Origin of the sequence: Roseivirga thermotolerans (genome assembly GCF_014653175.1) — a bacterium.
Lineage (GTDB): Bacteria > Bacteroidota > Bacteroidia > Cytophagales > Cyclobacteriaceae > Roseivirga > Roseivirga thermotolerans.
Genome location: NZ_BNAG01000002.1, coordinates 635,588 through 659,463, shown reverse-complemented (window position 1 = coordinate 659,463; position 23,876 = coordinate 635,588). Strand labels below are relative to the sequence as shown.

22 protein-coding genes are annotated in these 23,876 nt (G+C 43.3%); 13 read left to right on the top strand and 9 right to left on the bottom strand.

Annotated elements, in window-relative coordinates:
* Positions 1-98 precede the first annotated feature (98 nt).
* Complete coding sequence (locus IE164_RS08820; protein WP_189629844.1) at positions 99-1,391, top strand: AAA family ATPase; 1,293 nt, start codon at positions 99-101, stop codon at positions 1,389-1,391.
* Positions 1,392-1,400: 9 nt separating this feature from the next.
* Positions 1,401-1,934, top strand: coding sequence for a hypothetical protein (locus tag IE164_RS08815; protein WP_189629843.1), 534 nt, complete (start codon positions 1,401-1,403; stop codon positions 1,932-1,934).
* 378 nt (positions 1,935-2,312) lie between these two features.
* Here IE164_RS08815 and IE164_RS08810 read toward each other — a convergent pair whose 3' ends face one another.
* From IE164_RS08810 to IE164_RS08795, 4 genes are all read right to left on the bottom strand, one after another.
* Positions 2,313-3,359, bottom strand: coding sequence for a hypothetical protein (locus IE164_RS08810; protein ID WP_189629842.1), 1,047 nt, complete (start codon positions 3,357-3,359; stop codon positions 2,313-2,315).
* Positions 3,360-3,361: 2 nt separating this feature from the next.
* A complete protein-coding gene (locus tag IE164_RS08805) occupies positions 3,362-5,191 on the bottom strand; it encodes a hypothetical protein (RefSeq protein ID WP_189629841.1) in 1,830 nt (609 codons plus the stop codon).
* 351 nt (positions 5,192-5,542) lie between these two features.
* Entirely contained in the window at positions 5,543-5,791 is a 249-nt protein-coding gene (locus tag IE164_RS08800) for a hypothetical protein (RefSeq protein ID WP_189629840.1), read from the bottom strand.
* A 771-nt stretch (positions 5,792-6,562) separates the two neighbouring features.
* Positions 6,563-7,390: a M48 family metallopeptidase gene (locus tag IE164_RS08795; protein ID WP_189629839.1), complete on the bottom strand. Its 828-nt coding sequence runs from the start codon at positions 7,388-7,390 to the stop codon at positions 6,563-6,565.
* Between the two features lie 190 nt (positions 7,391-7,580).
* Between IE164_RS08795 and IE164_RS08790 the strand changes: the two genes are divergently transcribed.
* From IE164_RS08790 to IE164_RS08765, 6 genes are all read left to right on the top strand, one after another.
* Entirely contained in the window at positions 7,581-8,189 is a 609-nt protein-coding gene (locus tag IE164_RS08790; RefSeq protein ID WP_189629838.1) for a fumarylacetoacetate hydrolase family protein, read from the top strand.
* The gene (locus IE164_RS18570; protein ID WP_189629837.1) at positions 8,176-10,080 is read left to right on the top strand and encodes a M23 family metallopeptidase; all 1,905 of its coding nucleotides are present in this window, start codon (positions 8,176-8,178) and stop codon (positions 10,078-10,080) included. The genes IE164_RS08790 and IE164_RS18570 overlap by 14 nt, the downstream gene beginning before the upstream one ends.
* A gap of 1 nt (position 10,081) precedes the next feature.
* Positions 10,082-10,531, top strand: coding sequence for a thioredoxin-dependent thiol peroxidase (bcp, locus tag IE164_RS08780; RefSeq protein WP_189629836.1), 450 nt, complete (start codon positions 10,082-10,084; stop codon positions 10,529-10,531).
* Positions 10,532-10,558: 27 nt separating this feature from the next.
* Positions 10,559-11,407, top strand: coding sequence for a transketolase (locus tag IE164_RS08775; protein WP_189629835.1), 849 nt, complete (start codon positions 10,559-10,561; stop codon positions 11,405-11,407).
* A gap of 9 nt (positions 11,408-11,416) precedes the next feature.
* Positions 11,417-12,370: a transketolase family protein gene (locus IE164_RS08770; RefSeq protein WP_189629834.1), complete on the top strand. Its 954-nt coding sequence runs from the start codon at positions 11,417-11,419 to the stop codon at positions 12,368-12,370.
* Positions 12,371-12,509: 139 nt separating this feature from the next.
* On the top strand, positions 12,510-12,884 hold the full coding sequence (locus IE164_RS08765; protein WP_189629833.1) for a response regulator: 375 nt from the start codon (positions 12,510-12,512) through the stop codon (positions 12,882-12,884).
* Here IE164_RS08765 and IE164_RS08760 read toward each other — a convergent pair.
* Positions 12,881-14,446 carry an ArnT family glycosyltransferase gene (locus IE164_RS08760; protein ID WP_189629832.1) on the bottom strand — a complete coding sequence of 522 codons (1,566 nt, stop codon included), beginning with the start codon at positions 14,444-14,446 and terminating at the stop codon, positions 12,881-12,883. The two genes, IE164_RS08765 and IE164_RS08760, sit on opposite strands and share 4 nt — an antisense overlap.
* Before the next feature lie 57 nt (positions 14,447-14,503).
* Here IE164_RS08760 and IE164_RS08755 point away from each other — a divergent pair, with 57 nt between their 5' ends.
* Entirely contained in the window at positions 14,504-15,691 is a 1,188-nt protein-coding gene (locus tag IE164_RS08755) for an aspartate aminotransferase family protein (protein ID WP_189629831.1), read from the top strand.
* 89 nt (positions 15,692-15,780) lie between these two features.
* Here the strand turns inward: IE164_RS08755 and IE164_RS08750 are convergent, their stop codons facing one another.
* From IE164_RS08750 to IE164_RS08740, 3 genes are all read right to left on the bottom strand, one after another.
* On the bottom strand, positions 15,781-16,302 hold the full coding sequence (locus tag IE164_RS08750) for a hypothetical protein (RefSeq protein WP_189629830.1): 522 nt from the start codon (positions 16,300-16,302) through the stop codon (positions 15,781-15,783).
* Positions 16,303-16,413: 111 nt separating this feature from the next.
* Complete coding sequence (hslV, locus tag IE164_RS08745; protein WP_189629829.1) at positions 16,414-16,953, bottom strand: ATP-dependent protease subunit HslV; 540 nt, start codon at positions 16,951-16,953, stop codon at positions 16,414-16,416.
* A gap of 144 nt (positions 16,954-17,097) precedes the next feature.
* Positions 17,098-18,726, bottom strand: coding sequence for a pyruvate dehydrogenase complex dihydrolipoamide acetyltransferase (locus IE164_RS08740; protein ID WP_189629828.1), 1,629 nt, complete (start codon positions 18,724-18,726; stop codon positions 17,098-17,100).
* 190 nt (positions 18,727-18,916) lie between these two features.
* Here IE164_RS08740 and IE164_RS08735 point away from each other — a divergent pair, with 190 nt between their 5' ends.
* A complete protein-coding gene (locus IE164_RS08735; RefSeq protein WP_189629827.1) occupies positions 18,917-19,615 on the top strand; it encodes an SOS response-associated peptidase in 699 nt (232 codons plus the stop codon).
* Here the strand turns inward: IE164_RS08735 and IE164_RS08730 are convergent.
* Positions 19,612-20,403 (bottom strand): DUF6503 family protein, encoded by a 792-nt coding sequence (locus IE164_RS08730; protein ID WP_189629826.1) that lies wholly within the window; start codon positions 20,401-20,403, stop codon positions 19,612-19,614. The two genes, IE164_RS08735 and IE164_RS08730, sit on opposite strands and share 4 nt — an antisense overlap.
* 253 nt (positions 20,404-20,656) lie before the next feature.
* On the opposite strand from IE164_RS08730, the gene IE164_RS08725 reads away from it, so the two are divergent.
* From IE164_RS08725 to IE164_RS08715, 3 genes are read left to right on the top strand one after another with little or no spacing between them, the layout of a single operon-like run.
* A complete protein-coding gene (locus tag IE164_RS08725) occupies positions 20,657-21,652 on the top strand; it encodes a 3-oxoacyl-ACP synthase III family protein (protein WP_189629825.1) in 996 nt (331 codons plus the stop codon).
* Positions 21,653-21,666: 14 nt separating this feature from the next.
* Positions 21,667-22,236: a hypothetical protein gene (locus tag IE164_RS08720; protein ID WP_189629824.1), complete on the top strand. Its 570-nt coding sequence runs from the start codon at positions 21,667-21,669 to the stop codon at positions 22,234-22,236.
* A 41-nt stretch (positions 22,237-22,277) separates the two neighbouring features.
* Entirely contained in the window at positions 22,278-23,807 is a 1,530-nt protein-coding gene (locus IE164_RS08715) for a toxin-antitoxin system YwqK family antitoxin (RefSeq protein ID WP_189629823.1), read from the top strand.
* The last annotated feature ends 69 nt before the right edge of the window (positions 23,808-23,876 follow it).

Here is a 23,876-nt window from a genome sequence, read left to right as displayed (position 1 = left end):
ACCGTAGTGGTTGTGGTGCACTTCCGCTATTTTAGCTGTACTTGCCAACTGTGGGCACACAAACCGATAGTTGAGTGTTGGCAGTAATTTGAAATAAAATGAAAATACTATATCTAAATAATTTCAGAGGGTTTAAAGACACTTATATCCCATTTGTAGATATGAATTTCTTCGTAGGAGAAAATAGTACAGGGAAATCTTCCGTATTAGCTCTTCTGAGATTAATATCTACTCCGCAATTTTGGAATAATGATGACTTCAACACCAATGATATTGAACTAGGTTTTTTCAATGAACTTGCCACTAAAAGCATCAAAGGAATCAAGGAATTCCAGCTTGGATTTCATATTGACGAAAACACTGATGGTCGAGACAGAGCTTTTGAAACACTCCTGCTCACCTATAAAAATGATAAGGGTTCTCCAAAGCTTTCTGAAATTAGACTATTGATTGAGGATTTCAATATTCTTCTAAAGGTTTCAAACAAGCAAATTAGGGTCTACACCAAAAATGCGCGCTATCTGCAGGGTACTTACAATTCATTTCAAGAATGGATAGGAGACAATGACTTTGGGGATGTAAAATACAAAGTGTACTCATCTGATGATGAATATGGCAATAGAGTGTCCTTTTATGAAATAAGAAGATTCTTAAGAGAAGAGCTCCCAAAGAAATACAAGATGGAAGGATTGGCTCGTCCAAGTTTTCTCCCTTTTACAACATGGATTGCACCCATACGAACCAAACCGAAAAGAATTTATGAAAGTTTCAAACTAATATTTAGTCCAGAGGGTGATCATACACCTTTATTGATTAAGTCAATTTTGGCAAACGAATTCAAAAAAAACATATCAAAAGATGAATTTTCTCGAAGGATAAGTCAATTTGGAAAACAAAGTGGACTCTTCGATAAGATTGAAGTGAAGAATTTAGGAAAGGATATGTCATCACCTTTCATACTAAATATTTACCTGAATGGCATGCCATTGAAAATAACCAATGTTGGATACGGTGTAGGTCAAATATTGCCACTTCTAGCCGAGATTCTTGTCACTTACAAAGGTAGATGGTTCTCAATCCAACAACCTGAAGTTCACCTTCATCCAAAAGCACAAGCTGCTTGGGGTGAATTTATTTATGAAGCTGCGGTTAGAGATAATAAGAGCTTTTTGATTGAAACGCACAGCGACTTCATCATTGATCGATATAGGTATTGTATGAAGAAAGGTAAAAAAAGCCCTAGGAGCCATGTACTGTTTTTTGAGCGAACCACTGAAGGAAATAAAGTCACTTCAATTGAAATTAACGAGAACGGACAATACTCAGAAAATCAACCTAGGTCATTTAGAGAGTTTTTCCTGAATGAAGAACTTAATCTTTTATCCCTCTAGTTTATGTGTTTGATAATTGATACTAATACATTTAAATCCGTTTTTGACGTTGAGGCTCAGGATCATGATGACTTTGCACCTGTTTATAATTGGATTATTGAAGGGGAAGGAAAAATAGTATTTGGCGGCACCAAATACAAAGACGAGTTGAGGTGTGCCTATAGATATCTAAAGGTTTTCAACCAGTTTGCAAGGATGAGAAAAGTGATTACGGTTGACGACAAAGAAGTCGATGACTACCAAGTAAAACTTGAGGAAATTGAGAAGCACAAAGATTTTGACGACCCCCATCTTGTTTCCATATGCTATATATCAAAGTGCAGAATCATTTGTACAAACGAAAAGAGGGCAATACCATTTTTAGCTCGCAAGGACTTTTATCCTAAGAATTCTCCCAGACCAAAACTCTATACGAGTAAACGAAACTCGGACTTACTATGTAGAAAAAATATGGCTGAAATCTGCATGCCTTGTGATAAACTAAAAAAAATAGATTACGAAGATTTAAAAAAAACTACTGCCAACATTGTGTATAAGCAATAGCGGGTTAAGAGCAAGATAAAACATAAAATTATATATCAAAGGTTGGTGCTTTCTGACAGTTTAGTGGTTTAAAATCCGCTACTGCTCATACACGAGACCGTTATCAAAAAAGCAGCACCGTCCGTGCTGCCTTTCTCAATTAAACAGGTGTAAACCTGCGACTCAACTAAAGACCATCCTAGCTTAAAGAACAAAACTGTGGGAGACTGCAGAATGACGGATTAAACTGACTGCATCTGTTCTCTGACCCTTGAATACTAATTCACCAATTCCCTGCCCCCCTAAATAACCAATGACAATTCAATCTGGCCGATCCTTCGGCTTTGCTCAGGATGAAAAAACCGGGTTTTTCTATTCACAAACTTCCCAATTCCCGAATTACTTAGTCCCCTTGAACAGATAAAACTCCTCCTTATTTAGCTTCATCATACTGAGCGGTTGCTTGCCGTATTTGGGGAAGAAAATAATCACCTTTTCTCCTACACTCAGCTGATCGTATAGCACTGTGCTGACCGGCAATGTGCCTTTGGTGGTGATTACTTTGTTGACTCCCCGTCTGCGGTTGCCCGTCACTGTGAGCTTGTCTTCCACCAATGCCGTCACTCCTCGCTTGTGGGCATAATCCTTGTTTCTGATGTATTCACCCCATCTGCGCATGGCACTCACTCCCTGCCAGAGAGGTACTACAAATAAGGGAAACAATACGATCAGGAAGCCCAGAAGTCCGTTGGTAATCATTCCAAAAACGATGACCACAAAGGGCAACATAAATAGCAGTCGCTTTCTGGTTTGCGCTCTAAAAATCTTCTTCAGTGCTTCAAAATCCTTTTCACTAAAACGCTCTTCCTGCATCTGGCTCTCCAGAAACTTGATGTTCTCTGCCCGCATATCGTTCGAAGCCTGCGGATCTTCGACCTCCTTAGACAAGACGGTTAATGAGAGTGTTAATCTGGATTTTGGAGCCCTATCCAACACTACATTAGAGCCCACTTTTACCCAAGTATAGTGCTTATAGTCTACCGAGAACTCCTCATCGTTGATATAGAGGTAATAGTGTCTGGTAGTGCTGGAACTGGTTCTTGAGCTGCCTGACCTGCCACCTGCTGAGGCATGCGAAGATGAAGTCTGCACATTCAGTCGCTTGTCTGTTACCACTCCGGTAACCCGGTATTTGAATCCTCTTTTGATGTCGATAACTGAAGTCCAAACCATGTAGCCCAGAATGCTTAGAAACAGCACCCCAAACCCCATGAAAATCTTCTCGCTGATGCCGTCTTGAAAGAAACTATCGTCCATATTTCTGAAGGCCAGCTTATAAAACACTGCAAACATAGCCACCACGGCAAATGGGAAAATCAGCATAGGAATAAGCTGTTTTCTCAGCTTGCCAATGTCTTCAGGTGAAAGTGGGAGTTGCTCTTTCATGGTTATTTCAGGGGGCTGGAAATGTAAATACCACCTAAGGTGTTGAACACAAATTCATCATTGGCGGTGAGAGTAATTTCCTCATCATGCGTGTACATGTCGGCTGCATCAAAACTCACTTCCAACACCTGTTCTGTGCATCCACCCGTTGAGCTGTTGCAAACGGAAATGCCCATTTCTCCACCAAATTCAAATACAATGGACACAAACTTGCCTGAACTCAATTCGAACTGACTGGTTTTGAATCCTTCAGGAAGCGGCTCATCTTTGATCAGGTTCCTACCCTGAAGAATTCCTTGCCAGGTGACTCCATAATCTTCACTCAACTTTGCTGACCCTATGCTTCCAGCATTGGTATCTACGGTGTACACGGTACCATCAGAACTGATCAGTCGAGGCCCGTAGCCCAAATGATTGGTAGCCGAACCAGACACCTCCGTCCAATCGATACCGTTGCCAGAAGTATAGGCTTTTAAATCAGCTGAATAGGTTCTGGCTTGGGTGCCTGGCGAAACGTAAACCTTTATTTCAACTGTCAGCGCATGGTAAATACCATCAGCGCCTTTGGCTACCAATTCAGGGGCGGGTGGATTTGTACTTTCAAGATTCCAATCCCTTCCATTGGTTGTAGTGTAAGTACCCGTTTCGGTGTATGCAATTGTTCTTCCTCCATCGTGCAAAATGCTGGTAATCTCGCCTGTCGGAGAAGTAGCATAAGTACCGCTATTCTTATCGAACACCTTGTCTTCGGCATAAGCGTAATTGCCAATTACATAAGTCTTTCCAAACATATAGCCCGATGGATACTGGTAGCCCATATCCAATGGCAGATATTCTTCTCGACCATTTTCGGTTTTGATAATTCCGCCTCTGAAACGATCGCCATTCTCAATAAAGCCTTGTGTATAGACCGTTTCACCTACATGGCAAACCGCAAAACCATGATCGACAGGCTCCACGGAATCACCGGTAGTCACATGCATTTTAGGCACTCCCCATCGATCGAAAATATTCACATAGGCATGATCTTTATAGAGCTTCATTCCTCCCTCTGTGTTCTGCCAAATGCGGTAGTCTTCAGGGTAATCGTAATAGCGAATTTCCTTTTCCGGAGTAACGATGATTACGCCTCCCTCCTTAGCATAAGCGAAATAACCATAGCTGTAGGCGGTTTTTACTTTGTTTCGGCTGTTTCCAGGACCATAGATTCTGGAATAGTTCATGTCGGTCAAAGTAGTTTGGGTATAGGTTTGTGTGCTTACATCGAACTCAGCAATGATTCTGTTCCTCCAATCGAAGAAACCCATTTTTTCGCCCCAGGTACCGAGGTAGAACTCTTCGCCTATTTCCAGACGAACACCTGTGCTCACGTAGGTTCCGTTATCATCGATAAAGAAAGTCTTGCCATTGGCACCATCATTCTGAATGTAGACCAACTTGCCCGAATCGGTTACACCAGTGGCATAGTGAATGGCTGCCGAACCCGAACGAATATTATCAAGGTCATAAACACCACCGCCATACACGAACAATCCATCGTTGCTGATGTTGATGGGAATATTATCTGCATTACCAGAAACGAAAAGCTCTTCAACTGTTTGCCCACCGTCTTTTGAGTAAAACGGCTTATGAGCACCAAAGAAGATCATGTACTTTTCATTCGGGCTGACCATGATGGATGTGGCCGTGGCATAGGCCGTTGTTGGCATTAACTGGCTGAACTTTATGTTTTGTGCAGCCTCAACAGTTGGATCAATATCTTCTTTAGGGTCACAAGCGAAGGCAACCAATAAGACGAATAGAAGTAAGAAAGCTCGATTTTTGAAACGCATAGATGCAAGGGAGTTTGTACGCTACAAACTTATCCGCAGGGCACGCGCAGTTCAATACGGCAATTGACGTAATTGCTTCGGGGAAGCAGTTCAAGGGTTCAAGGATTCAAGGGTTCAAGGTTTAATGTTCAAAGTTGAGGCTACCGCAAAAGCCAACCACACCCACGTCATGCTGAACTCGTTTCAGCATCTCACAAGACTTGCACCTCAGTAGGTTTTTGGTTGATCAGTTATCAGTTAATCGGGAAACCGTGGGCTAATCTTAGCCATCCTACTTTCCTCCCCGACCGTATTGGAGAGGCCTAAGAGGTGAATTGGTTGATTCGTCTATAAGGATTAATTGATCAGTTATCAGGTAATCGGAAAACGGGCTCCCAGTTCATTATTCACAGTTATGTGTACCACAAAAGCAACCATACCCACGTCATGCTGAACCTGTTTCAGCATCTCACAAGACTTCGCACCAGAGTAGGTTATTCGTTGATAGGTTATCGGATATCGGTTAATCGGAAAACGGAAAACAGGTCCTAGTTCATCATTCATAGTTACGGCTACCGCAAAAGCAACCATATCCACGTCATGCTGAACTCGTTTCAGCATCTCACAAGACCCTGCACCTGAGTAGGTTATTCGTTGATAGGTTATCAGTTAAATCGGGAAACCGTGCGTTGATCTTAGCCATCCTACTTTCCTCCTCGACCGTAGTGGAGAGGCCTAAGAGGTGAATTGGTTGATTCGTCTATAAGGATTAATTGATCAGTTATCAGGTAAACAGAAAACGGAAAACGGGCTCCCAGTTCATTATTCACAGTTATGTGTACCACAAAAGCAACCATACCCACGTCATGCTGAACCTGTTTCAGCATCTCCCACAGCCCTGCACCAGAGTAGGTTATTCGTTGATAGGTTATCGGTTAATCGGAAAAACAGAAAACAGGTTATTAGTATGTTTCTCATAGTAACGGCTACCGCAAAAGCAACCATAACACGTCATGCTGAACCTGTTTCAGCATCTCACAAGACTTTGCACCTCAGTAGGTTTTTGGTTGATCAGTTATCAGTTAATCGAGAAACCGTGGGCTAATCTTAGCCATCCTACTTTCCTCCCCGACCGTAGTGGAGAGGCCTAAGAGGTGAATTGGTTGATTCGTCTATAAGGATTGGTTATGGAACAAGGATGACAGAGGCTTGAAGGTGGCACCAGCTTTTCCCTATTAAACCCGAACTTAAATAGGGAGAATTGAGCGGACAATCGATGCGACAAAGCCAAAGGTCACGATCGGTAAAAGGTGTCTCAAAGCGCAATGAAGTGGGTCAGTAACTAAAATCACTCAGTTAATATCCACTTCCTGGCTTTAAAATTCTACCCTGTTACTTCATTTCGCTGTTTCTGTAATACTCCATAGCCTCCGGCAATTTGGCATTGAGGCGCTCGATACGGGTTTCATGAGAAGGGTGAGTTGAAAGAAACTCCGGAGGCGCCTGCCCACCGCTATTGGCCGACATGCGTTCCCAAAACTTGGGAGCTTCAGAAGGATCGTAGCCGGCAATGGCCATAAAGATCAGCCCAAGCTCATCGGCCTCCGACTCATGCGTTCTGGAAAATGCGAGCATCCCCAGCTCTGAGCCCAGTCCAACTGCCTGAAAAACCAAACGCTGACCCAACGTTGGGTCTTGCCCCAAAGCCACAGCCCCAATCGAAAGGCCAATTTGCTTGGCATAGGCATTATTCATACGTTCTTGTCCATGTTTGGCCACGGCATGGGCCACCTCATGTCCCATCACAACAGCTACCCCCAGGTCGTCCTTGCAGATAGGCAAAATACCAGTATAAAAGGCCACCTTGCCTCCGGGCATGGCCCAAGCATTTACAGTAGTATCATTGTCAATCAGGTTAAACTCCCAGTTGAATCCTTCCAACAAATCGGCTTTGCCATTATCGGCCAAATACTTTTCAACCGCCTGCTGAATACGTCCGCCAACCCGCTTGATCATTTGCGTTTGTTGCACATTGTCAGATAGTTTTACAGAATCCATTACCTGTTTGTAGGTATCGGCACTCATGGCTATAACCTGTTGGTTGCCAATAAGCCCCGTCATTTGTTTTCTTCCGGTAATAGGCACTGTCGTGCAGGCCCAAATGCCCACCATCAGTGTAAAAATCAATACTGCAAATCGCGTTTTCAAGGTTGCTTTCATGCTTGTTTGTATCTTTAGCTATTCAAAGTTGAACAATCTCTTTAGGTTGTCAAACGACTAGGGTATTTTAAATTTGTTCTGGCCAATGTGCTTTTTTAAGCATCTGTAGATGCTCACAAATTTAAGCGTTTATCAGACCTAGTGATTAAATACATTTGAGTCAAATTTGTTCCGAAACTGAAACTACTCTATGAAAATTATTGCCATTGGCAGAAACTACGCTGCCCATATTGCAGAACTGAACAACGAAAAACCCAGCCAGCCTGTTGTATTTATGAAACCCGACACGGCTTTGCTGAGAAACAACGCTCCCTTCTACTACCCCGACTTTAGCAAAGACATTCATTTTGAGGTGGAAATACTCCTCAAAATCAATAGAGAAGGTAAATATATCGACCCTAAATTTGCCCATAAGTACTACGAAGAAATAGGCATTGGCATAGACTTTACGGCAAGAGATTTGCAGCAGCAATGCAAAGAAAAAGGATTGCCCTGGGAAATTGCCAAAGCCTTTAATGGTTCGGCCCCCATATCTGACTTTGTTTCAAAAACCGATTTCGACCTGGCCAACCTCAACTTTTCACTGCACCAAAACGGTGACATGAAACAACAGGGCAATACCAGCCTGATGTTATTTCCGTTCGATGAAATAGTGGCCTACGTTTCGCGCTACTTTACATTAAAGAAAGGAGATATCATCTTTACCGGTACCCCAGCAGGGGTTGGCCCCATAGCCATTGGCGATAAGCTAGAAGCGTTTATAGAAGGAACAAAAATGTTGGAAGTTGAAATTAAGTAAGTTCATTGTAGGTGCCCTGCTGGTCGCACTTAGCTCCCATTCTTTTGCACAATACGATGCAATAGATAAAGACTATTATGTATTCCCCATTCAGCCGGAAAAGGATAATTTCTTAAGCGGCAACATGGGCGAACTACGCTCCAGTCATTTCCATGCCGGGCTCGACATTAAGACCAACGGAGTAGAAGGCCTTTCCGTATTGGCCTCAGCCGATGGCTATGTGAGCCGCATTCGTGTAGGCACAGGAGGCTATGGTAACTGTATTTATATTCAACACCCTAACGGAACCTCTACCGTTTACGCCCACCTTAGAAATTTCAGTGAAGCCATTGCCGAATACACTCTGAAAGAGCAGTACCGAAGAAAGTCGTTCGAGGTTAACCTCTTTCCTAAAAAAGGAGAATTCACGGTTAAAAAAGGCGAAGTGATTGGATTCTCCGGTAATTCAGGGTCTTCCACCGGGCCTCATCTCCATTTCGAAATCCGGGGAGTAAACCACGAAGTACTCGATCCTTTGCGCATTGGCTTCAACCAAATTAAAGACAACATTCCTCCTAAAATTGAAACCCTGGCCTTAAAAACCAACAACATACAGTCCAGGGTCAATCAACAATTTGGCCGCTTTGAATTCGACCTACAGTCTAAAAACAGCCGCGGACTTCATACCGACACCATCTATGCCCTGGGGCAGATAGGCATGGAAATTTACACCTACGATCAACTGAACGGTGCTTCCAACCGCAATGGAGTACCGCTTATCGATGTATATGTAAATGACGAACTCTATTTTCAGCAAAACATTGATAGCATTAACTTTTCGCTCCAGAAAAATATACTCATTCACACCAACTATCAGGCTGCCAAAGAAACCCGTAAGAGATTCAACAAGCTATATGTAGACGATGGCAACCCGTTGAAATTCTACCCGAAAAAGAAAAACAACGGCTATCTGTTGGTTGAAGCCAATGCCATAAAGAATGTGCGTATTGAAGCCCGCGATGCCTACGGCAACAAAAGTACGGTGCGGTTTGTCATTAAGGGGTTACCAACAATAGAGTGTCTGTCGGACCCCATAAAAGTAAAGTACAACTCGTATACGCTAGACAATACTCTGATGCTTTTTCAGTCCAGAGATAGCATCAACAATAAAATCACGGTTTATAACCAACAAGGATCCAAGGTCTATGAACCCGCCTACTACAACGACCAACAGAACGTGTACCTCATAGACCTGAGAAAAGTGCTTCCACTGGAAGTCGTTTACAGAGATGGTAGCCGTCAGGAAATAGCCTATTCAGACCGTGTGCCTGCCGCTAGCGAACACTCGTTTCTGGCCGACACCTACTCCCTGAAATTTTCTAAATCAACCCTGTTCGATACGCTGTATTTCAGAGCCAAACATTATGTAGACGAAAAAACGGGAAAAGATGTATTTGAATTCTCAGAAGATATATATCCGCTTAAGGGGGGAATAGAGGTAGAAATGGAGCTATTGGGCAGCTACGATTCGCTCAGCCAATACCGACTCTATATGGTAGATGGTTCCGGAAATGCCGGCTTTGTTGGAGGCACCATTAAGGACGGAAAAACCCGCTTTACTATGCATGGTTTCGGTAAGTACACCCTACTGAAAGACCTTGAACCTCCAACCATCAGGAAAAGGTCTGTTCAAAACAATATAATTAGCCTGACTATTGACGATAAACTTTCAGGGATTAATAACTTTGAAGCGAAATTGAATGGCGAGTGGTTGCTGATGCATTATGAACCCAAAAAGAAACTCATTTGGTCAGAAATGCTTCATAAAAACAAACCACTCAAAGGAGAGTTTGAATTGAAAGTGGCAGATAATGCCGGAAACGAATCAATTCTAAAACTAAACATTGAATAGCATGAGCTTAACAGTAGGCGACAAAGCCCCTGCCTTTGAAGGCATCGACCAAGATGGAAACACCATAAAACTTTCAGATTTTGCCGGAAAAAAACTGGCTCTTTACTTCTACCCCAAAGACAATACACCCGGCTGTACCGCCCAGGCCTGCAACCTGCGCGATAACTACGAAGCACTGCTTAAGGCAGGCTACGCAGTGGTAGGTATTAGTTCCGATTCTCCCAAAAAACACCAAAACTTCATCAATAAATTTGAGCTGCCCTTTCCGCTCATTGCCGATGAAGACAAGAGCATTCACGAACAGTTTGGCACTTGGGTAGAAAAACAAATGTATGGCAGAAAGTACATGGGCACGGCCAGAACAACCTTTATCATTAACGAAAAAGGCATTATTGAAGAGGTCATTGAAAAGGTAAAAACCAAAGACCACGCAGCGCAAATTTTAAAATAATTCCACAACCATAAACAACTTTGAAAGGTGAGTAAAAAGAACATCGAAGAACTTGAGCAAATAGCCTCTCAAGTGCGAAGAGACATTGTACGCATGGTGCATGGGGCCAGCTCAGGCCACCCCGGTGGCTCGTTGGGCTGCACCGATTTTTTAGTAGCCCTGTATTTTAACCTGATGGAGAGGAAAGATCATTTCGATCCGGATGGAAAGAATGAAGATATCTTTTTCTTATCTAATGGCCACATCTCACCGGTTTGGTATAGTGTATTGGCCAGAGCCGGCTACTTCGATGTGGCCGAACTTGCCACTTTCCGCAAAATAAACTCCCGTCTTCAGGGTCACCCTGCTACCGAAGAAGGCCTTCCCGGCATTCGCGTAGCCTCAGGTTCTTTGGGCCAGGGACTTTCTGTGGCTTGTGGAGCAGCACAGGCCAAAAAACTAAACAAAGACAATCACCTGGTATACATACTCATGGGCGATGGCGAAATAGAAGAAGGCCAGGTATGGGAAGCGGCCATGTATGCGGCTCACCATAAAGTAGACAACCTTATTGCGACCATCGATGTGAACGGCCAGCAAATTGACGGGCCAACAGAAGAAGTTATGTCTCTAGGTGACTTAAGAGCCAAATGGGAAGCTTTTGGCTGGACAGTAATGGAGAGCGAAGGCAACGATATGGCTTCCATTGTAAAAAGCATGGAAGAAGCCAAAACCCTGAGTGGTAAAGGAAAGCCTGTAATGAACCTAATGCATACCGAAATGGGCTACGGAGTAGACTTTATGGTAGGCACTCATAAATGGCATGGAATTGCCCCTAACGATGAGCAACTGGCCTCTGCCCTATCTCAATTGAACGAAACCCTAGGCGACTACTAATTCAGCAACATGACAAAATTCACTTACACTCAAAAGCAAGATACACGTTCAGGTTTTGGCGCTGGCCTTGCTGAACTCGGTAGAATCAACCCTGATGTTGTGGCCCTTTGTGCCGACTTGGTGGGCTCTTTGAAAATGCAGGATTTTATTGATGAGAATCCTGACCGATTCTTTCAGGTAGGAATTGCAGAAGCCAACATGATGGGTATTGCTGCTGGCCTGACCATAGGTGGAAAAATTCCGTTTACAGGAACCTTTGCCAACTTTTCTACCGGAAGAGTCTACGATCAGATAAGACAGTCTATTGCCTATTCCGGCAAGAATGTAAAAATCTGTGCCTCACACGCAGGTCTTACTCTTGGCGAAGATGGGGCTACCCACCAAATACTGGAAGATATTGGCATGATGAAGATGTTGCCTCACATGACGGTGATCAACCCATGCGATTATAACCAAACTAAGGCCGCTACCATAGCCATTGCTGAGCATCAGGGCCCCGTTTACCTACGCTTTGGGCGCCCCAAAGTGCCTATTTTTACCCCTGAGGATCAAAAATTTGAAATTGGTAAAGCACTCCACCTCATAGAAGGGTCGGACGTAACCATCTTTGCAACAGGACACTTGGTGTGGGAGGCCATAGTGGCCGAAGAGGAACTGGCCAAGGAGGGCATAAGTGTAGAAGTAATTAACATACACACCATAAAACCGCTGGATGTAGAAGCCGTTTTGGCTTCAGTAAGCAAAACCGGTTGTGTGGTTACAGCCGAAGAACACCAAATGAACGGTGGACTTGGCGACAGCATAGCACAGACGCTGGCTCTACATCATCCCGCTCCGCTCGAAATGGTAGCCGTAAACGATTCATTTGGCGAAAGCGGTACTCCCGATGAGCTTATGAAAAAATATGGCATTGATGCTGAAAATATAGCCAAGGCGGTTAGAAAAGTACTCAAACGAAAATAATAGACGCTAAAGTCACCAAAAAGCTCAGGTTTCTCATCTGGGCTTTTTTTATGCTCATCCCAGAAATCCTTCCAATGGTCGAAGAATCTCACGTACCATCATTATTAGGCCAATATTTGAATCATAAAACAGGAAGGTTATGAACAGACTCAAGATATTATTGGTAGAAGACGACAGGGTATCATTAATGGTATATAAGAAAATGCTTGAATCATGGAACTATGAGGTATTCCATGCCAGCGATGGCTTTCTGGCCTTGCAAATGTTACAAGAGCAGCGTTTTGATCTAATGATTAGCGATAATCAACTTCCGTTTATGAATGGAACGGAGTTAGTTGAAAAAGCCAACGAAATCAATGCTGCCATGCCAGCCCTTATACTTACCGGCAACAATCCTGACGATGTAAAAACGTCTGACATAGTGGCTGTACTGCAAAAGCCTGTTTTACCCAATTACTTCAGGCACCACATTCAGGCAGCAATTACTAACAGCAGATTCAGAAAAATTGCTTAAGGTGTATAGCGAATTAAATATATGGGCTCTCCGTGATAACTCAGCTCCCCCACCGGTTGGTATGTGGTGGGTAAATCTTCTGTATAGCAGAAAAAATACCCCTGCGAAAACTCTCCTTTCTGTTTCAATACTTCTCCACGCTCTCTTTCCAGGTAAAAAACTACAGTTAGCGACATGCGCACATCACCAAGCCTGTAAAGTGGCTTTCCTTCCGTAAGTAAGGCAAATTCGGTTGCCAAAGCCTTGTCTTTGGCTGCACCCGTTGTCTTTTCCCTTGTTTGCGGAACAATGAAAGAAAAACCTAAACGCAAAACACACAATACGGCCAAAACGGCCAAATAGGGTCTCACCCTTCTTTTTAAAGTAATCCCTAAAAGCACGGTGAGAAGGAACACCCCCATACCGGTTATTACCCATCGATTGTCAACCGCTTCTAAGGAAGGTAAAAACGGAATGGCTGCAAAAGCGATAATCATAAGCCCCGCACAAACAATGGAAACTGCTCTAAGGTACTTATCTTTCCAGCGAACGCCAGACAACTCTCCGGCATAAATCAACACCAGGCAAGCGAAAGGGAACAAGGGGTAAATGTATCTCGATCGCCCTTCAGTAGACAACCAATACACCGCAAAATTACTAAGGAATACGAGCACACCATACCAAACCAATCGGTTGGCTTTAAGCAACTGGATAATCTGCTTTCTGAAAATAACGGGCAAGAAAAAAGTAGCCGGAAGCAGGTTTTTGAGTGTATCGAGGGGAAAAGCTATTAAATGATTAATCCATTTAGAAAAGCCTCCTCCTGTGGCCTTCTCGGCTGATTCGCGGAATAAAGTAGTCCACCATCCGCTCACTTCCTCGTACTGGCTATACTGATAAAAATACCCTCCTACCAGGACTGAGAACAGCAAGACACCCAACCAATGCCTCCAAAAGAAAAGCTCTCTAAAACGCTTTTTCCAACTGAAATATACCAACAAACTAATGCCAGTAAATGGAAGGGCACTTAAGCCCTTGGTGAGGAAGGCCAGGGCTGTTAGCCCATATACCAAAAGAAAAAGCTTAAGGTAGCTACCCTTTTCCCCGTAGTGGAATATCCCAAAAAGTATTGGGGTGGTAAGCAGCGCATAGAACAAGTCTATTTCGCCTAAAGCCGAAAAATAGACCAGTATATCCACCGCCAACAAATAGCTAAAGGCCACAAGCACAGCCAATGCATTGCCCAAATATCTCTTAGAAAACAGATAGGTGATAAGCCCTAAAAGCAGGTGACTTGAAACCGAAAAAAAACGAGTGGCCCACTCATTGACACCAAATACCTTGTACGACAAAATGAGAAGCCAATTGTACAATGGTGGTTTCCTGAAGTACAAATCACCCGTTTGTGTCGGAACCCAGTAATTGTCCTGCATCATCATTTCCAGAGCAATTAATCCCCTACGGGGCTCCTCCAGAAACAATGGATAGATACCCAACTGATAATAAAAGGCGAATACAACCAGACACAGAAAGAACCACAAAAATCCTTTCTCAAAAGGGCTAAAAGGAGTGGTATTCAACATAGGTCAAAACTAATGAATAGGTGCCAATGGGAATGCAGAACTTCATTAATTTCGCACATGAACTCGCAGGAAATCTTTTTGCACCATTTGGCTCAAACCTCTCCTCACCCATTGGCTATAGAAGTGAGCCATGCCGAAGGCACATATATTTTTGATAAGAATGGTAAGCAATACTACGACCTCATTTCCGGTATAGCGGTAACAAACATAGGCCATCGACATCCCAAAGTAGTAGTCGCCATTAAAGAGCAATTAGACAAGTATATGCATGTAATGGCCTACGGAGAGTTTATTCAAACACCTCAAAACCAATTGGCTCTTGAGCTGGCCGGGCTACTCCCCAAAAGTCTAAACTGTAGCTATTTTGTAAACAGCGGAGCCGAAGCCATTGAAGGAGCTTTAAAACTAGCCAAACGGGTTACTGGCAGAACAGAAGTAATTTCCTGCCACAAGTCGTACCATGGCAGCACTCACGGAGCTCTTAGTGTATCGGGCAACGAAACCAAGAAGTATCGTTTTAGACCTTTATTGCCCGATGTTCGCTTCATTCATTTCAATCGACTAGCCGATGTAGAACTTATTTCTGAAAAAACTGCCGCTGTTTTGGTAGAACCTATTCAGGGAGATGCCGGGGTACGCATAGCCACCAGGGAGTTTCTGGAGGCATTGCGCAATAAGTGCAACCAAACAGGGACTCAGCTTATTTTCGATGAAATACAAACAGGCATTGGTCGTACCGGTAAAATGTTTGCCTTTGAACACTATGAAGTAGTACCGGATATCCTCACCCTTGCCAAAGCCCTTGGTGGAGGAATGCCCATTGGAGCGTTTATTTCTTCGCATGAAAAAATGAATCTCTTTACCCATGCTCCCATGCTGGGCCATATTACTACTTTTGGCGGGCATCCCGTAAACTGTGCTGCCGCTTTGGCCAACCTCAGGGCTATTGAAGAAGAGAATATGCTCGCTTCGGTTGAAGAAAAAGGCTACCATTTGGAAAAGGCTATTAGACATTCGGCCATAAAGGAGATTCGCAGAAAGGGGCTAATGTTCGCCATTGAATTTGAGCATGCTGAATTGGTTCAAAAAATTGTTCAAGCCTGTTTAAAGAGAGGTATTATTACTTTCTGGTTTCTCTCTTGCCCTGAAAGCTTCCGCCTGGCTCCTCCCATCAATATAAGTATGGAAGATATAGAAACTGCCGGAAGGTTGATTAGTGAATCAATTGAGGAAGCTTGCCAATAAAGGACTGATGTACTTAAAAACGGCTCAAAAACAAAAAACCGCTATGATATCACAGCGGCCTTTTATGTATATGATCAGACTGTTACAATTTAATCGGGCAGTATAGCGGAACCGTAGTCGCTTTGCCTCATTATCTTAACTTTCTCTCCTCCCATCACCACATAGTCTACTCTGAACTTGGAGATATCTTGAATGCTTCCGTAGCATATTAACAACTGCGCTTCACAACCAATGGTTATACATTTTTCCACTTCTTTGTCGCGTATCGCAATATTTATTGGTTCTGAATCGGCCCTTGCCAGGACAATCCCAGAATTTCCGGCATCAATTTTCTTAAAAGGATAAATATGGTACTCCGGCCCTAACTGATCTACCTGAAATTTTCTCAGGTCTAACTGATCTAGTGCATCGGCAGCCAGAAGGGTCACATAGCCATCTTTTACACCAAGTGCAGCATTCTCTACTACCTCACCATTTCCCAGGTGCACATTGGCTCCCAACAGAAGTCTGCCTTCTGTAGCTTCCTGATAGTTAACCACCGGAGACTCTGCACAAGCCCCAAGCACTACAGTTAAGAATGAGAGAATTAATAATCTACCTATGGTTTTCATTTTCTTTGTTTTAGAAAGCATGCGCTTTCAATGTCTGAATATCTCAGAATAGTTAGAAAATGATAGGTGTTGTTGGTGTTAGAAAAAGTTGCACTATTTCTAAACACAAATTTAGGAAATTCTCTCAATAATCAAATTACTATTGGTGTAAATACAGATGTCAGCAGCAATTTTTAAGCTTTCTTCGACAATTTTATAGCTGTCAAGTTCAGGAGCATGCTTTACCAGAGCCTGAGCTGCCGCCTGGGCATACATGCTCCCTGATCCTATGGCTGCAATGCCATTGTCAGGCTCCAATACATCACCGGTTCCGGAGAGAATTAATATGTCTTCTTTATCGGCCACAATGAGCATAGACTCCAACCGTCTCAGGTAACGATCCATACGCCAGTCTTTGGCCAACTCTATGGCTGCACGTTTCATGTTACCCCCATAGGCATTTAGTTTCTCATCGAAACGCTCCAGCAAAGTAAAGGCATCAGCAGTAGATCCTGCAAAGCCGGTCACTATCTTACCTTCCTGAAGTTTCCTGATTTTTTTTACATTGCTCTTAGCCACAGTGTTTCCCATAGTAGCCTGACCATCGGCACCTATGGCAATACCTCCATTGTGCTTTACGGCCAAAACAGTTGTCGATTTTATCTTTGTCATTTTCAATTTGCTTTAATGAAAAATGCTGCTTCAAAAGCCATTGCCCAAAACCGTAGCCCTTCGGCATTCTGGTTTTAATGAGCAATCGGATCAGACTTTTACGCATAAAAGTCTGAGGCTCTTAAAGCAGCATTTGTTAGTTCTTTATACCAACAGCCTCACCGGATCTTCCAGCAGACTCTTGAAGGTTTGCAAGAAGGCGGAACCTACTGCCCCATCCACTACACGGTGATCGCACGATAAGGTTACCTTCATAATGTTTCCAATGGTCAACTGACCATCTTTAACTACGGCTGTTTCTTTAATGCCTCCAACGGCCATAATACAGGCATCAGGCGGATTAATGATGGCCGTAAATTCATCTATACCAAACATTCCCAGGTTAGAAATGGTAAAGGTATTGCCCGACATTTCTTCGGGTTGAAGCTTTTTATTCTTGGCCTTTCCTCCCAACTCTTTCACCTCGGCAGAAATATGCGAAAGTGGTTTACTATCGGCAAATCGTACAACAGGCACAAGCAGTCCCTCATCGACCGCCACGGCCACACCAATGTGCACATGGTGATTTATGCGGATTTTATCTTCTAGCCATGATGAGTTTACCTGTGGATGTTTTCTCAGGGCCACCGAGGCAGCCTTAATGACCATATCGTTAAACGATATTTTTACCGGTGAAACCTCATTCATACTCTTTCTGGCTTCTATGGCCTTATCCATGTTGATTTCCATGGTGAGGTAGAAGTGCGGTGCGGTAAATTTGCTTTGAGAAAGTCTCTTAGCAATGGTTTTACGCATTTGACTCACTCTCATCTCCTCAAAGCTTTCTTCGCCAACTACTTTGGGTAACTGCACAGCCGGAGCTGCAGCGGCTTCCTGAGCCGGAGCCTGCGCTTGCTGACTTGGTACGTAGTTCTCAACATCACGCTTCACAATACGTCCGCCATCTCCACTACCTTTTACAAGGCTGATGTCAATCCCCCTTTCTTCTGCCATTTTCTTTGCTAAAGGAGAGGCTTTGATACGGCCATTGCTTCCTGATGTATTGTTTGAGGAAGAACCCGAAGATATAGGCTCGCTCTTGGCTTCTTCCTGTTTGCTCTCTTCTTTGGCAGTCGGAGTCGGCTCATCATCAGGAGTACCTCCTTGCTGGTCGGCCTTAATGAGTGCCTCATAATCGGCACCTTCTTCACCAACTACTGCCAAAATACCATCTACTTTTACCGAACTTCCTTCCTCAGCTCCCAGGTAAAGTACGGTACCATCGTGGTAGGACTCGTATTCCATAGTGGCCTTATCGGTTTCAATTTCGGCCATTAGTTCTCCAGCTTCTACTTTATCACCTACCTTCTTGTGCCATGCCGCAATAACACCTTCTTCCATAGTGTCGCTCATTTTGGGCATACGTACAATTTCAGCATTGATGTTGCTGGTATCTATTTTTTCAGCAGCTTTCTGGGGTTCTGCCTTTTTCTCTTCTTTCTTTTCTTCGGTGGCTTCTTCCTGGGCTCCATTCAAAAGGGCTTTATAATCTTCTCCCTCTTCGCCAACAATTGCCAATATGCCATTTACGGCTACCGCTTCTCCTTCTTTTGCACCAAGGTACAGCACAGTGCCTTCATGAAATGATTCATAGTCCATGGTAGCCTTATCGGTCTCGATTTCGGCCATCAATTCTCCAGATTCTACTTTATCACCAACTTTTTTATGCCAAACCGCAATAACACCTTCTTCCATGGTGTCACTCATCTTTGGCATTTTTACAATTTCAGCCATATTGCTCCGTCAAAATTTAGGCTCCAAAAATAGGTTTAAAACAATCTATATTCAAATTAAAGATACCAGAATAAAGCCCGATCTGTCATACACTTTGTTGGGCTATTGCTTTCTTTGCAAACAAGTTTTTTACAATTTGATTCCAAAGGCTTTTTTAACGAACTTGGAATACCAATTTTAGATCGACTAAATGCTCCCTAACTTCTCTATTGCATCCGAAGCTCAGCTTATTCAAGAACATTTTAGTGTTGAAGTTCCCGACAATCACCAAGGCACCTTTAACGCGCAACCTACTCAGCTATTACCGGCCATAACCAGTGCCGACCCTGATGTACTAAGCTATTTTTATTGGGGCATCCACCCTTCCTTTACAAAGAGTAAAGGCGTGAGCCATAAGCTGCTCTATGCACCTGTAGAAACCCTCCTAAGCAAGGCTTCTCAACGTAAAAGTCTAAAGCAGCAACGTTGTATAATCCCTGCCGATAGTTTTTATGATTGGAAAGACCTGGGCAAAAAAGAACAGGTTCCATACCGCTTTTATCTGCAAAACAATTCGCTCTTTGGTATAGCCGGTATATGGGACACCTTTGAAACAGAAGATGGTGAACAGGTGAATACTTTTATGATCTTGACCACCGAGGCCTCTGGCGATGTAAGCGAAGTTACCTCTCGAATGCCGGCCATTCTTAATGAAGACCTAATGATGGAATGGCTCAATGACAGCAACACAGCCGAAAGCATTCTGGAGTTTGTTAAGCCGTTTAGTGACGAGCCCATAAAACACTATACAATTAACCCGCGTTTGGCAGATCCTAATTTTAATGGGAGCGCCTTGTGGGAGAAGGTGCCTCCTGCCAATCAGTTTGGCAACCTTACTTTATTTAGCTAGTCGGCCAGCGGTTGCGGAAAAAGTCTTACTTCAACGTTTTCCAACTCAATTTTAGACACCAGCTTTAATTTGTTGGTTACAAAAGCATAGTCTAATTCGTGGGCAGGAAAGTCTTCTTCTATGGTATAGTTCATATAATCTTGAAAGCGTATGCCTTCGACCTCACGCTGGTTGTAGGCCTCTCTAAAGCGAACCCCTCCTCCATTTATATTAAAGGAGTAGGCCAGGTAGTCTACCGTGAAGTTTTCCTTGTGTATCCAATAAATGTACACGTCTTCAAAATCTTGCCCTCCTCCATTTTCACCATAGGTAATTTCTACTTTGTAGTAGGGTTGCCCTTTAATTTCCACCGAACGCATTAGTTGCCGGTTCACCACCGGATCGTCCAGGTTAAAGGGAAGAAGTGCAAAATAAATTACAGAATTAGTAGCCGTACGGTATGTGCGCATATCTTCACGGTCGAGTTTTATTTCTTTCTCCCCTACCATGCGCTTAAATTTTTTATTAGACCATATGTCTGTTACCCAGCCATTGTCACTTTTAAAACTGCGTTCGTAAACATATTCTCCATTGCTGATTTTTGCTCTGAAGTGGCGATTGCGAAAGTCAAATTCCACTTCCATGTTGTCGTAATTATCGCCTCCATGACGCTTCACCGCTTTTTGAATGATCTCATCGGCAGTAAGCTCTTTTTCATGATCACCACAGCTTGTAAAGGTCACCAGTACCAAGGCCACAAAACAGCAAAGACCACCTTTCATCATTTCTCTCAAACTACTTTCCAACACTGTTACGAATATGTTTTGAGTATGTTGCTTTTTTTCCAGCAGGCAAACTAAAGCTTATTTTGGGTTGTGCGCCAGCCACTCACCAAAAATGTTAGCTCTTACATGTTTTAAGCCTTTCCTCACCACAATTTACGGAGCGGCTTGTGGCAAAATGCCGCCATTGTTCTATTTTGCGTAAATTGTGCGTTGCCCAAAAAGGCAACAATGCTGTGAAGAGCGGTTATGAATAATACTCAAACAAAAACTCCTGCCTGTGAAAAAATCTAGAATAGTCGGACTTGGCCATTATGTGCCTGAAAACATTGTGAGGAACAGCGATCTGGAAAAAATAATGGACACCAACCATGAGTGGATCGTTGAGCGTACGGGCATTGAGGAAAGACGTTGGTTTAATCCGGAAAAAGACACCGTATCTAACATGGCTACACGAGCCAGTAAATTGGCCCTGAAAAGAGCGGGACTACAACCTGACGATATTGACTTTATAGTTTTTGCTACTATTACACCTGACTATTTTTTCCCTGGTTCCGGGGTACTTTTGCAGCGCGAACTGGGCCTACAGGGCATTGGCGCATTAGATATAAGAAATGCCTGTTCTGGCTTTGTTTATGCGCTATCTATTGCCGACCAATTTGTGAAAACCGGTATGTACAAAACCGTTCTGGTTGTGGGTGCGGAGATTCAATCGTCTGCTCTGGATAAATCCACAGAAGGACGCTCGAGTTCAGTCATTTTTGCCGATGGTGCAGGCGCTGCTATTGTTCAGGCTACCGATGAGGACAGAGGCATACTTTCCACTCACCTACATGCCGATGGCGATTATGCCGAGGAGCTTTACGTAAAAGACCCCGGATCGAGCCGTAAAGTAAGGTTGTCTAAAGAACTGCTGGATGGCAAAACATTCAACCTAACCATGAATGGAAATGCGGTTTTCAAACATGCTGTGGTGCGTTTTAGCGAGGTAATACAAGAGGCCTTGCAGCATAATGGACTAACCCCTGAAGATATTGATCTGCTCGTACCTCATCAAGCCAATCTGCGCATTAGCAACTTCGTACAAAAGCAATTTGGTCTCGCTGACGATAAGGTCTTTAATAACATAATGAAGCTTGGCAACACCACAGCAGCTTCTATTCCTATCGCCATGAGCGAAGCTTGGGAACAAGGCCGAATAAAAGATGGAGACCTTGTTTGTCTGGCTGCTTTTGGGAGTGGTTTCACATGGGCTTCAGCGCTCATCAGATGGTAGAGCTTAATTAGGAGTTGATCGATTTCCTTGAAAAGAAGGAATTCTTTGAACTGAAGTTAAAAACGGATAAACAGGTTAACGATTTACTATACTACACCCAGCAAAAGTTGGCCGAGTTATGGAAAAGCAGACCAATATGGAGTTTACCAGATGGTCTTTCGAGCATTCCTTCTAAAATAAGTAGAGGAAACAATCACTCCGGATACCCCTTTCAGGTTTTCGATTTTCCTTCTTCATTCTTTCAAACAGACATTTTTACTTTCAGAGTGATTGTTTGGTATGGCCGGCACTTTTCCTGTAACCTTATTGCCAGTGGTATTTTTCTGCGATATGTAGAAGACCGGCTCCTTGCCCTTGCCAACAAAAACACCCGACTGTTATTGGATGACAACCCATGGTCTAACTCGCTATTGGAAACTCATAACTTACTGATTGACAAAGAGTCAATAACACAAGCGACCACTTTTATTAAAAAAAATCAATCAATACGGTTATTTAGATTGTTTAGTATGAACCAAATTAATTCCATCCATCGTTTGACACTTGAGTGTTTTAACGATTGGTTCTCGGCTGATTTGGCTTAATATTTGATTCGTTAGGGCGACTCTCAACCACCTTATAGTTTATGCGACAAGCAACATTACTCTTCTCCCTTGTTTTTTTGGCCGGAGCACAACTCCCCCTCAAGGCCCAAGAGGCTTTTACTTTAATTTTTCCTTCAGAAAATCTGGAGCTAACAGAGAAGGGTGAAAAAGAAAACGGACTAAGAAGCGGGCTTTGGATAGCTTACTCCAAAGACAGCAGCTACATTCATAGAGGCAACTACTTTGAGGGGAAAAAATCGGGCTATTGGAATATATTTATAGACGGGGTTGAACGGGCACGTTTAAGCTATAGAAACGACAGCCTTAATGGTCCATACTATTTATTTTACCCCAACCGGGTAGTTGCAGTAAAAGCCATTTTTGCTCACAATCAGCTAAACGGAGAGTGGGAATCTTTTAGAGAAAACTCCTCCCCTTTAGAAAAAGGAACATTTAAAAGTGGAGAAAAAGAAGGACTCTGGACGGCCTTCCATCCCAACGGTCAGGCCGAGTTTATTTCTAACTACAAAAACGGCCTGCTCAATGGAAACTACTCAGCCTTCGATGAATATGGTTTTAAAACCGTGGAGACTACTTATAAAAACGGTTTACTCCATGGCGAGTGGAAAAAATACGACTACGATGGCTATGTCATTGAAAAAGGCCTGTATCTAAACGGTCAGCGCGATGGTAAATGGGAGTATTATTACGGACCAAATATGGAGGCCGGTGTTGAATACTACGAAAAAGGCAAAAAAACAGGAACTTGGGTGGCCTACCACATGAACGGACGCACCGCTTCCGAAATTACCTACAAAAACGATCAACCAGTTGGCACTGCCCGAAGCTGGTTTCCCAATAAGCAACTTGAGTCGATAACTCACTATAAATATGGCCTGGCCGATAGCCTTTATCAGCAGTATTACGAAAACGGCTTACTCGCTGCGGAGGGAAAGTATGAGCTCGGACTGAAAACAGGTGCCTGGAAGTATTTCCATGACAACGGCATGATCTCCGAATTGGGCAGATATTCAAAAGATAAACGAGTTGGTAACTGGAAGTCGTTTGACCAAACAGGAACACTCGTTGCAGAGGGCTCTTTTCTCGATGACCTGGAAACCGGTCAATGGTTCTATTATTATAGCACCGGAAAACTAGAATCTATTGGTAGCTATAAAAAAGGCGGGAAAGATGGGCTTTGGGGCTATTTTCATAAGAACGGTGCATCAATGAAAGAAGAGCAATGGGTGGAAGGAAGACTAATGTCCATTACTGAATACACTGATGAGCGAGGCAGAAAACACAGTTCCGGAAGCTTAAAGAACGGCTTTGGCGAGGTTATAAATTATTATGCTGATGGCACCGTGTTTTCTAAAGGAAACTATGAGCGAGGGTTGCCTAATGGCCAATGGTCTTTCTTTGATGAAAAAGGTAGAAAAATCACCTCTGGCAAACTAGTAGATGGTGTAAAAGAAGGTAGCTGGGAGGTTTTCTCTCGATCAGGTACCGTAGTAGACATTGAGTATTATAGCAATGGTGAGCTGGTGAGCACCAAAAGAGGTTTTAATTAAATCATAGGGTTACTTGCTTTGGTCATACAGCGAATGTATCGACATTTTACCACCTTGTGTCATCTCAAA